The organism is Streptomyces sp. NPDC021212 (assembly GCF_044332925.1).
GTDB lineage: Bacteria > Actinomycetota > Actinomycetes > Streptomycetales > Streptomycetaceae > Streptomyces.
Genome location: NZ_JBIRPZ010000012.1, coordinates 196,593 through 207,917, shown reverse-complemented (window position 1 = coordinate 207,917; position 11,325 = coordinate 196,593). Strand labels below are relative to the sequence as shown.

Genomic DNA, 11,325 nt, shown 5'->3' with positions numbered 1-11,325 from the left:
CCGCTCAGGGCCCCGGCGGTCTCGGCCCCGACCGTCGGCCGGGCACATGTCCGTCTCCCTCAACGAGCCCGCCGAATCGCTGCGGAACAGAACCCAGATGCTGCTGGACCGGAACGCTCAGCGGGCCGCGGCCACTGCCGTGGGTGACGGTGAACGAGCCCACCCCGTAACCCCGTACGCACCGGCCGCGGGGGGCCCGGCCGGTGAGGGGCCCGGAGGTCGGTTCACGGCGGCTTCGGCAACGCACGGGCGGCCACGCGGTGGTGGCCGTAATCTCAAGATCCGCTCAGCTGATGGACGAGATGCTGCCCGCCCATGTGATGATGCGGGTATCCGATCTCCTCGGTCGCTTGCCCGAGGACCGGGATCTGGTGTACCTCAGCTCCTCCGCCCCGGTGGCCCGGGCCTTACCGGAGAGTGAGTTGCGGGAGAGCTGGGTGGAACGGGCGCGACGCGCCTCGGGGGACGGAGTAGGTACACCGGGCAACCCCGCACGGGTGCGCCCACATCATCCACCATGCCGAGCATTTCCAGCAGTGAGCCAGCCGGCCCAGTAAGCGAGGACAGCATGAGCGACAACGGCGCTTCCGCCGCGGTCACCCCATCCGAATCGGCCGAGCCGTCGACCGGTTTCGCGGAGTTCGAGCCGACCGCCGAAGCCCCGGCGACCGGGGCGACCGACGACACCGAAGTGCCGGAGCCGCCGGAGGAGTTCGTCAAGGCCGCCAAGCTGGCGCCGAACCACTGGCTGTACCTGACCGACCCCGCGTGGCAGGGCGAAGGCCCCCCGCCGGACTGGGCCGTGGTGGGCCAGTGGCGCTCCGACGACGACGGCGAGATCGTGGAGTGGCAGGACAACGAGAACTACCAGCCCTCCCCGGAAGCGCTCGGCTGGCCCGAGCCCGAGGACGACGTGGACGCCGCCATCCAGCTCGCCACCACCGGCTACGGCCCGGCGGAGGACGTCACCGCCGCCCTGGCCAAGGCGGAGGTCGCGGTGCTGGTCACGGCGAACGGCGAACCGGTGAGCGCGTCGGCACCGGACGGCACGGCGGTGGTCCCGATCTTCACCTCGCCGCCCTACCTGCACGCCGCCGGACGTCTGGGCTTCGAGCGGGTGCGGGTGCCCGCGCTGCTCGACCGGCTGCCGGAGGGGCACAGCCTGTGCATCAACAGCTCCGCCCCGGTCAGCATGGTGATGACCACGGACGGCCTGGCGGACATCATGGCGGCCGCGGCCGAGGCGCCCGCCGATGAGGCCGCGGAGGAGAACTCCGAGGCGGAGTGGCCGACGATGGTGACCCGCGAGGCCACCGCGCAGGAGGCCGGGGCACCGGCCACGGCGGAGGACGGCCCGGCGCAGGACACCCCGGCGGCGGCCGAGGCGACGGCGGGCGGTACGGCGGCGCCCCGCAAGGCGGCGGCCCGCCGCAAGCGCGTCAGTGACGTGGAGCTGCCCGACTCCGGAGAGGGCGAGAGCCGGTGACCGAGGCGGACGACACCGCCGAGCGCCGCCGGAAGGCTTCCCCGGCGGTGGCCGACAGCACCCGATTCGAGATCCAACGGTGTCGTGCCGGTGATGACCACGAGGGGAACGTCTAGTTGTTCGGCCGTCGGCTGGACACGGACATCCGTTTGCCATATTCACTGCGTACACTCCAAGCCCGCTGGTATGGCAGGCCACTTCAGCCCATCGGCCACCAGGTGACAACGGCATGAGTGACACGCTCAGGTGCGAAGGAGAGACGACGTGACCCGTTCCGGTGGCCGGTCGCGGTGGTTCGGCGGTCGCGGCAAGGAACAGCGCGCCGCCGCCCCCGCCCCCGACCCGAACGGTGGCTTCGGCGCCGAGGCCGCCGAAGCCGAGCCGGACGAGGTGCTGCTCGCCGAGGAGTACGGCGCGCTCATCCTGCTCCGCTCGGCCCGGGACACCACGATCAGCCAGACGCACCTGGACGAACTGGTCGATCTGCTGGGCTCCGAGACAGGCATCGCCACCGTCGTGACCGGCGAAGTGCCCGCCTCCGGCGCCCCGGCGGAGGAGTTCTGGCAGCGCCTGGGGGAGGTGTTCGACTCGCTGCGCGAGGCGGGCACCGGCACCGTACGGCTCGTCATGTCCGGCGCGGGGGAGGAGCGGCCGGACCGCCCCTCCGTGGCCCGGCGGGTCGCCGACGCGTGGGAGCTGGAGGTGATCGCCCCGGACGGTGAGGTCCAGATGGTCCCCGGCGGTTCGCTCTTCGTCCAGCCCGATCCGCAGGAGCGCAGGGGCTGGTGGAGCTTCTCCCCGGGTGTGCAGCCGGTGGCCCTGGGCACGCGTCAGCCCGCCCCCGCGTGGCAGCCCGGCGTCGAGCAGGTGCCCGCGCAGACCGACAGCGGATGTGTCGTCGAGCAGATCCCGGCGGGGCTCCTTGCCCGTTCACCCCACGCCACCGCGCCGCAGCGCGGCGACCTGTGCTACTCGGTGCCGGTCGACCCCCGGGGGCCCACCGTACTGGTCGGCGTCCCCGAGGGCGGGGACGTCTCGGCGTCCGACGTCGGCGAGGTGCTGTCGGCCCTCCCCGTGTCCCTGTGGTCCCGGGTCCGCCTCGCCCCTGGGAGCCCCCGGGACATCCTGCGCACGGGTCAGTTGGCCGCCGAGATCCTCGACACCGAGATCGTGGTCTACACGGGCCTGCCGCTCCTGGCACCCAGCGGCCCCGCGGACCGTGGCACCGCACGGGCGGTGCTCGTCGGCGCCGACGGCAACCCGCGCTGGCGGCCCTTCGTGGACGCCGTGGTGTGCGCCCCGGCCTCCGAGGACGGGCCCATCCCGGCCCCGCGCCTGCTGCGCTGGAGCCCGCCGCTGCCGGGCCCCGGCAACGTCGAGCACGGCATCGTACGGCTCTCCGACCGATGGCAGGCCGCGGTGACCCGGGCGGGCCTGTGGATCACCGAACGCGGCGGCCAGGCGCCCCCCGGCTCGACCCGTGCGGTGGACGCCGAGGGCCCGGCCATCGAGATCGGCCGCCCCGGCGAAGAGCTGGACCCGTCCCTGTGGCCCGAACTCACCCGGCTCTTCGAGAGCCTGGGGGCCGATCTGCGCGGCCGGGCGCGGCTGTACGTACACGGCACGGCCACGGACGGCGGCCGCGAACTGCGCGCGATCGCGGCGCGGCACGGCGTCCGGACCCTTCGCTTCACCCCCCGCCCGGCCCCGGCAGCAACCCCCCGCCCGACATCGAGCACCGCCCCACCCCCGGTCGCCCGCCCCACGACCGGCACCCACCCCGCCCCTGCCGTCGGCGCACCCTCGCCCTTGGGCCTTCGCGCGGCCGCCGAGCCCGGCCCGGCCACCGGGGCCTCCGTGACCGGCCCGGTCACCGGGGTCTCCGCGACCGGCACGGCCGCGGCGGCCGCCGCCACGGGCTCGGCAGCCGGTCCGCGTCCGGCCCGCAGCACACCCCCACCGCACGGCAGCCGCCCGGCCCCCGGCTCCGGCCCGCAACCCAGTGCGGGCCACAACCCCGGCCCGCGCCCGGCAGGTCCGCGTCCGGCCGGTGACGCACCGCCGGCCCCCGGCATGGCCCCGGCGCCCGGTGACCGCCCGGTGCCGGGCAGGCCGCTGCCGCCTGGCGCGGACCTGACCCCGGGGCCGAGGCTGGGGCCTGGTCCGTGGTCCGCGTCCGGTCCCTCTCCGGAGCCTGGTGGGCGCCCGGCGTCCGGCCCGTTCCCGTCGGTCGACGCGCCCTCGGGGCCGGGTGCGCCTCGTGCGCCGCGTCCCGGCCCGGACGGGCCCACTCCGGCCTCCGGGACGCTCCCGACGAACGGTGCGCGGTCCACAACTGATCCGGCTCCGGCAACCGGCGCGCCCTCGGCATCCCGTACGGGGCCCGGGCCCGGCCCCTCCGGGATCGGTGGACGGCCCGCGCCCGGTCGGACTCCGTCCCCCGGCGTGAATCCGGAATCGGGACCGCGGTTCGGGCCCGATTCCTGGGCCGCGGCCGGCTCGTTCTCGGTTCCCGACACGTCGTCGGCGTCCGACTCCGTCCCGCCTCCCGATGGGGACGCGGGGTCCGGTGCGGACACCGACGCGGGTTCGCCCCCGGAGCCCGGGACCCCGCCGGTGTCCGTCACGTCCACGCCTGGGGCGGAGTCGGAGTCGGAGTCGGAGTCGGAGTCGGAGCCCGCCGAGAGCGTGCCCGAGCCGCCGCCGGCCCCGGCGCGTCCGCCGATGATGAGCGTGTCCTCCGGCTCCGGGGACCCGGACGAGAAGCGGGTCGAGTCCACTGAGCCCGAGCCCACCGAGCCCACCGAGCCCGCCCAGCCGGAGCGGGAGCCTGCCCCGGAGCCGGAGCCGGAGCCGGAGCCGGAGCCGGAGCGGGAGCCGGAGCCGGAGCCTGCCCCGGAGCCGGAGCCTGCCACGGAACCGGAACCGGAGCCGGAACCGGCACCGCCGGTGCGGCGGGTGGTGGCTCCGTTGGCGCCGGTTCCGGTGCAGCCCGGCCACGTCAGTACCGAGGCCGAACGCAGCGCGTTCCGGGCGCTCGCGGACACGGTGTGGGACCGGCACGGGACCGCAGTGGGCCGTATGCTCACCCGGATGCCCGCGCTGCGCGGGCACGAACAGGAGGCGGCGCGCGCGGACCTGATCGCGCTGCATCTCTATCTGCACACCCCCGAAGGACCTTTGGGCCACGACGAACTGGCGCGCGCGCTCCGCGACGGCGACAAGCCGCTGCTGCCGTACGCCGCCTGCCTCGCCTCGGGGCTGCGCCGACTGCCCTCGTACCGCGGTGTGGCGTTGCGCGGCGCCGGGGCGGAGGGCATCGACGGCGGATTGGCGCCCGGGGACCTGCTGCGGGATCCTGCGCCGGTGTGCGCGCTGCCGCTCGCGGCCGGCGCGCCGCGCCCGCGCGGTGCGCGGTACGCGGTCTGGTCGGTCACCGGGCGGCGGGTGCGTCAGTTGACCGACCGTCCGGGGACGGTCCCCGCGCGGGACGAGGTGGTGTTCTCCCCGGGCACGGTGCTGCGGGTGCTCGACGTCCGAGAGGACGACGGAACACCGTTGATCCTGCTGCGCGAGATCCTTCTCACGCCGGGCGCGCAGCCCCCGCATGGTGCCGTGGAGCTCGACGCCGACGACCGGGCCGCGCTCGGCCGGCTGGAGCAGGCGCTGGGCGGCCACCCGGTGGCGCCGGGACCCTTCAGCTGGCCGGCCTTGTGCGACGGTCCGCTGGGACGTGCCGCAGACCGGTCGGCGGCCTCCTGAACCACCGATCCAGCACTACAGAAACGGAGACTCGATGCCCCATCAGGACCGCTCGGGGCCCATAGGCCCCACGGTGCGCCGTGCCGTCAGCATGCCTGGCACGATGGCCGATCCGGATTCCGCGCTCCGTCCCCGGGCGGGGCGTAAGGACGAGAAGGAATCCGAGGAGGCGAACAAGCCCGACGAGGCGAACGAGACCAAGGAGATCACGAAGGCCACCGAGCCCAAGGCCACCGAGCCCAAGGCCACCGAGCCCAAGGCCACCGAGGGCGAGAAGGCCGACGAGCCGGAGAAGTCCGTCGGCTCCGAAGCGGCTTCCGCCGCGACGGTGACGGCCGCCGTGAGGTCCTCGTCGGCCAAGGCGTCGTCGGACAAGGCCACGTCCGAGCCGGCCGCCTCGCCCTCCGCCAAGCGGAGCGACGAGCAGGCAGACGCCGACGTCGGCTCGTTGGTGGCCACCGAGGGCGGCGACCCCCCGGGCAGCGCGTCCAAGAGCGACGGCGGGGAGGGCGGCGACGAGCCTCCCTCGGGCCGTCCGACCAAGGCGCTGCTGGCCGCGGCGGGGATCGGCGGTGCGCTGCTGATCGCCATACCGTTCCTGGTCGCCGGTACCAACAGCAAGGACGACAGCGAACCGGCGGGGATGGCCCGGAAGGCGTCGTCCCACACCATGTCGGCGAACGACCAGGACGAAGCCCCCGGGGTTTACGCCCCCAAGTCGCCGTCGGACGACGAGTCGAGCGCCAAGCCCAAGGACGAGGACAAGGCCAAGGCCCCCGAGAGCCCGGCGAAGCCGAGTCCGAGCGCGAAGGAGGCGCAGAAGGAGGGGAAGAAGTCCGACCCTGCCCCCAAGAAGGGCAAGAAGGCTTCGCCGAAGAGGGCCCTGGCCCCGATCGACTACTCCAACTCCAAGAACCACGTGCTCAAGAGCGTGACCACCGGCAAGTGCGCCGACATCCCTGGCTACGGCAAGGGCAAGGTGGACGGTCCGCTCCAGCAGTTCGACTGCGACGGCACGGACGCCGACAACCAGGTCTGGAACTTCGAGGTGCGGTACAAGGCCCAGGGGCCCCACTCCACCAACCTCTTCCAGATCCGCAACGCCAAGGACGGCTACTGCATGGACCTGCCGTATTACGGCAGTGCGGGCAGCGGCCAGAAGGTCACGGAGTTCCGCTGCGACGGCACCACGAACGACAACCAGTTGTGGTGGCTGGAGAAGCGGGGCGACAAGAAGTTCTGGATCCACAACTACGCCAGCAACCAGCAGTGCCTGGCGGTCAAGGGCGACAAGGGTACCGGTGACCCCGCCGCCTCACTGGCCATCGAGCCGTGCAACGCGGACGCCAACCACCTGTGGACCTGGTAGGACGTCGTTCCCCGGGCCTTCTGTCCTCCGGCCGGAGGACAGAAGACCCGGTCGCGGAAAAACCCATCCGCGGTAAAACACATCCCCCGGCAGGGCCGGCCGCGGTACAGTTCCCGCGTCCTGTTGTCTCCGATAGAGGTGGACGTTGCGCATCTGAGGTTCGCGATCATCGCGCGGTACGGCGTTGCCGTACGCGTGGATGCGACCTCGGTGCATGAGCCGTCCCTCACCCCGACAGGCCCCGCACTCCCTCGCTTCTCCCGGCCCGGCCGCCGCGTGGTGCTCGCATACGACGCCCTGACCCAGCGCTGACGACTGCGAGAATCACCATGACCGATACCACCGGCGCCGCCGTGACCTGCTCCAACCTCTCCTTCCAGTGGCCCGACGGCACGACGCTCTTCGACGGACTGTCCCTCAATGTCGGCCGGGGCCGCACCGGCCTTGTCGGCACCAACGGCAGCGGAAAGTCGACCCTGTTGCGGCTGCTCGCCGGTCAACTGCGCCCCGGACGCGGGTCGGTGACCGTCAGCGGCGGCCTCGCCCATCTGCCGCAGAACATCACCCTCGACACCGCACTCCGCGTCGACCGGGCCCTGGGCATCGCCGGGCGGCGCGCCGCGCTGCGGGCCATCGAGGCCGGGGACGTCGCGGCGGAACACTTCGAGACGGTCGGCGACGACTGGGACGTCGAGGAACGGGCGCTGGCCACGCTCGGCTCGCTCGGACTCGGCGGCCTCGGCCTCGACCGCACGGTCGGCGAGATGTCCGGCGGCGAGACCGTACTGCTGCGGCTGGCCGCGCTGCTGCTGGAGCGCCCCGATGTGCTGCTGCTCGACGAGCCGACCAACAACCTCGACCTGTTCGCGCGCCGCAGGCTCTACGAGGCCGTCGACTCCTGGCGCTCCGGAGTGCTGATCGTCGTCAGCCACGACCGTGACCTGCTGGAGCGGGTCGACCGCATCGCCGAGCTGCGGTCCGGGGAGGTCGCCTGGTACGGGGGCGGCTGGTCCGCGTACCAGCAGGCCCTCTCCGTCCAGCAGGAGGCGGCCGGGCGCCGGCTGCGGGCCGCCGAGGCGGATGTCCGCCGCCAGAAGCGCGACCTGGCGGAAACCCAGGTCAAGGTGGCCCACCGGGAGCGGTACAGCAAGAAGATGGACGCCCAGCGGCGGGCCCCGCGCATCGTCGCGGGGGAACGCAAACGGTCCGCCCAGGAGTCGGCGGCCGGGCTCCGCGGACTGCACGAGGACCGGCTGCGGGAGGCGCGCGAGCGGCGCGAGGAGGCCGCGGAGGGGGTCCGCGAGGACGTCGAGATCCGCGTGGACCTGCCGCATACGGCCGTCCCCGCGGGCCGTGACGTGCTGAGCCTCAGCGCGCTGCGCCCCCGCTTCGGCCGGTTGCGCGGCGGCGACCTCCGGGTGCACGGCCCCGAACGCGTCGCCCTGGTCGGCCGCAACGGGTCGGGAAAGACGACGTTGCTGCGCACCCTGGCCGGGGAGCTGGACCCGCTGTCCGGCGAGGCCACGGCCTTCGTACCGCTGCGGTTCCTGCCGCAGCGCCTGGACGTGCTGGACGACGAGCTGAGCGTCGCGGCGAACGTGGCCCGCATGGCGCCCGGCGTCACCGACAACCACATCCGCTCCCAGCTCGCCCGGTTCCTGTTCAGGGGAGCGCGCGCCGAACAGCCCGCGGGCACCCTCTCCGGCGGTGAGCGCTTCCGGGCCGCCCTCGCGGCCACCATGCTCGCCGCCCCGGCCCCGCAGCTGCTGATGCTGGACGAGCCGACCAACAACCTCGACCTGGCCAGCGTGCGCCAGCTGACCAGCGCGCTCGCGTCCTACCGGGGCGCGCTGCTGATCGCCGGCCACGACCTGCCGTTCCTCACGTCGGTCGGCATCACCCGCTGGCTGCTCGTCGGCGAGGAGCTTCGGGAGACGTCCGCAGAGGAGGTGACCGCCCTGCTGGAGGCGTCGGAGCCCGACGGGTCAGTGTGATCAGATCACCGGCGGGCGGCCGAGCCTGGTCATCCGCCACACCGTGCGCCACCGCATGGGCCGCCGGTCGCCGCACGGGGTGCGGACGCCCTCCAGGAAGCCGCCCGCCCAGGCCCGCAGCCCGTCGAGGGCGCGGGTGCGGGCGAGGGTGAGGAGGGTCCAGTTGCCGAGGTAGACGGGGACCAGGGGCAGCGGGAGGTGGCGGCGGGCGAGCCAGACGCGGTTGCGCGCCGTCATCCGGTGGTAGACCGCGTGCCGGGCGGGGGAGGTGCGGGGGTGCTGGAGGAGCAGTTCGGGGGCGTACAGCACCTTCCACCCGGCGTCGAGCGCCCGCCAGGCGAGGTCCGTCTCCTCATGGGTGAAGAAGAACTCGTCCGGCCAGCCGCCGATCCGGTCCAGCATCGGCACGGCCAGGGCGTGTCCGCCGCCGAGGAACGTGGTCACCTCGCCGCCGCGCATCGGGTCGCCCGCCCGGAGCCGGGGGACGTGGCGGCGCTGGGTCTCGCCGGTCTCGTCGGCGATGCGGAAGCTGACGATGCCCAGCCGTGGATCGTCCGCGTACAGGTCGCGCACGGTGCGGAACACGTCCGCGTCCACGAGCAGCCCGTCGTCGTCGAGGTCGATGACGACGTCGACGTCACCGAAGGCGCGCAGCCGCTGCCAGGCGACGTTGCGGCCGCCGGAGACGCCGAGGTTCTCGTCCAGCTCGACCGCGGTCACGTTCTCTGGCATCTCGGGGAGCGGGGAGCCGTTGCCCACGACGACGATGCGGGTGGGCGCCACGTCCTGTTTCGCGACCGACTCCAGCAGGGCGGCCACCTCTCTGGGCCGGTTGCCCATGGTCAGGATGGCGACGCCCAGGCGTGGTGCGGACACGGCGGAACTCCAGGGGGTTGGTTACGGTGCGGTGATCGTAACCAGTCGCCGCGGTGTCCTGTCGAAGCACGGCGCATGTTCATCGACTTGCGCAAAAGTGGTCATTTATCGAGCGAGGAGAGCGCATTCTTCGCCGCGCTGATCGCTCCGTCGCGTACCACCTTGGACGAGGGGGCCGTGTGGTTCTCGAAGTCGCCACCGTTGTAGGTGGCCACGATGGTCGCGTTGTCCTTGCGGACGGTGACCACCGCCTCGCGGACCTTCTGGTCGTCGTCGCTGGTGAGCTTGTCGGTGACGGTCGCCTTGTCGCCGAGTCCTGGCACCGGGTCGCCGGAGCCCGCGGACGCCTTGCCGGTGACGTCGAAGGTGATGTCCAGCCAGCGGTAGTCGAAGCCGTCCAGGGCGTTCCAGGAGCAGCCGGAACGGCGGGAGAGGTCGCTGGACTTCAGCTCGTTTCCGCTGGTCTTCGCGCCCGGCACCAGCTTCTTGACCGTGGCGTCCGGAATCGTGGCGCAGGCCTCGGCCGGCGCCTTGGGGTAGCGCCCCGCCGCGCTCGCGCCGCCCCCGCCCCCGTCCGGGGTGAGCGCTGCCCCGCCCCCGCCCCCGGTCGGAGCGGCGGCGGACGGGGAGGCGGAGGCGTCGCCCGCCTGGGGACGCGTGTCGTCCGAGTCGCCGGACCCGGGGGAGGTCATGGCCACGCCTGCCACGGCGAGGACGGCGACGGGCAGTATGCGGGCGACCAGGGTGAGCGGGAGAGAACGCAATGCGGTCTTCTTCGATCGTGGGATGTTCGGATCCGGTTGGATCTACGGGCAGGGCTGATCTCTTGGGGTGAATTTCCGCTCGGCCACATTATTCGATCGAGCCGGGGGTTATCTACGATCGGTGATGAACCATCGCCCGTCAGCCGCGACCGATGTACGGCATCGCCGTCGCCAGTACCGTCGCGAACTGCACGTTCGCCTCCAGGGGCAGCGAAGCCATGTGCCGCACGGTACGTGCCACGTCCGTCACGTCCATCACCGGCTCGGCCACCACCTCCCCGTTCGCCTGGAGTACACCGGTCTGCATCTGCCCGGTCATCTCCGTCGCCGCGTTGCCGATGTCGATCTGACCGCAGGCGATGGAGTACGCCCGCCCATCCAGCGACAGCGACTTGGTCAGCCCGGTCAGCGCGTGTTTGGTCGCCGTGTAGGCGACGCTGTGCGGTCGGGGAGCATGGGCGGAAATCGAGCCATTATTGATGATCCTTCCGCCCTGCGGATCCTGATCTCGCATCAGCCGGAAGGCGCCCTGGGCGCACAGGAAGGCACCCGTCAGATTGGTGTCCACGACCGCCTGCCAGTCCTCGGGGCGGAGGTCTTCCACCGGCACCCCGCGCGGGCCGAAGCTGCCCGCGTTGTTGAACAGCAGATCGAGCCGGCCGAAGCGGTCCCGTACGGCCGCGAAGAGCGCGTCCACCTGCGCCGGCCTGCTCACATCCGTCGGGACGGCGAGGACCGAGGGACCGTCGCCCGCCCGCCGCGCCGTCTCCGCCAGGGTCTCCTCGCGGCGCCCCGCGAGCACCACGGACCAGCCCGAATCGCTCAGTTCGAGCGCCACCGCCCGGCCGATCCCGGAGCCCGCGCCCGTCACCACGGCGACCCTCGACACCACCGGCACACCTTCGGTTCCGTTCATGGGGCGGCAGCGTACGCCACGTCACATGCCTGCACAGCGAAGGTATATGGCGGCAAACGTCCTATCCGGAAACGGACCTCACCCAGCCGACATGTGTGCGTCGTGTATAGGCAAGTGTGTGGCCGCTCCCTGACACTCCAATTCCTCTGACGCCACGA

At 73.0% G+C, this 11,325-nt stretch carries 7 protein-coding genes; 4 read left to right on the top strand and 3 right to left on the bottom strand.

Annotation, left to right across the window (positions count from 1 at the left end; all coding sequences use genetic code 11):
- Positions 1 to 568: 568 nt before the first annotated feature.
- From ACH4SI_RS30560 to ACH4SI_RS30545, 4 genes are all read left to right on the top strand, one after another.
- Complete coding sequence (locus ACH4SI_RS30560; RefSeq protein WP_398301304.1) at positions 569 to 1,486, top strand: type VII secretion system-associated protein; 918 nt, start codon at positions 569 to 571, stop codon at positions 1,484 to 1,486.
- A 264-nt stretch (positions 1,487 to 1,750) separates the two neighbouring features.
- Complete coding sequence (locus ACH4SI_RS30555) at positions 1,751 to 5,248, top strand: hypothetical protein (protein WP_398301302.1); 3,498 nt, start codon at positions 1,751 to 1,753, stop codon at positions 5,246 to 5,248.
- A 103-nt stretch (positions 5,249 to 5,351) separates the two neighbouring features.
- Positions 5,352 to 6,617 carry an RICIN domain-containing protein gene (locus ACH4SI_RS30550; RefSeq protein WP_398301300.1) on the top strand — a complete coding sequence of 422 codons (1,266 nt, stop codon included), beginning with the start codon at positions 5,352 to 5,354 and terminating at the stop codon, positions 6,615 to 6,617.
- A 329-nt stretch (positions 6,618 to 6,946) separates the two neighbouring features.
- Positions 6,947 to 8,611 (top strand): ATP-binding cassette domain-containing protein, encoded by a 1,665-nt coding sequence (locus ACH4SI_RS30545; RefSeq protein ID WP_398301298.1) that lies wholly within the window; start codon positions 6,947 to 6,949, stop codon positions 8,609 to 8,611.
- Here the strand turns inward: ACH4SI_RS30545 and ACH4SI_RS30540 are convergent, their stop codons facing one another.
- The 3 genes from ACH4SI_RS30540 to ACH4SI_RS30530 form a co-directional block, all read right to left on the bottom strand.
- A complete protein-coding gene (locus tag ACH4SI_RS30540; protein ID WP_398301296.1) occupies positions 8,612 to 9,487 on the bottom strand; it encodes a glycosyltransferase family 2 protein in 876 nt (291 codons plus the stop codon).
- A 101-nt stretch (positions 9,488 to 9,588) separates the two neighbouring features.
- Positions 9,589 to 10,251 (bottom strand): hypothetical protein, encoded by a 663-nt coding sequence (locus ACH4SI_RS30535; RefSeq protein WP_398301294.1) that lies wholly within the window; start codon positions 10,249 to 10,251, stop codon positions 9,589 to 9,591.
- Between the two features lie 139 nt (positions 10,252 to 10,390).
- Complete coding sequence (locus tag ACH4SI_RS30530) at positions 10,391 to 11,167, bottom strand: SDR family oxidoreductase (protein WP_398301292.1); 777 nt, start codon at positions 11,165 to 11,167, stop codon at positions 10,391 to 10,393.
- Between the last annotated feature and the right edge of the window lie 158 nt (positions 11,168 to 11,325).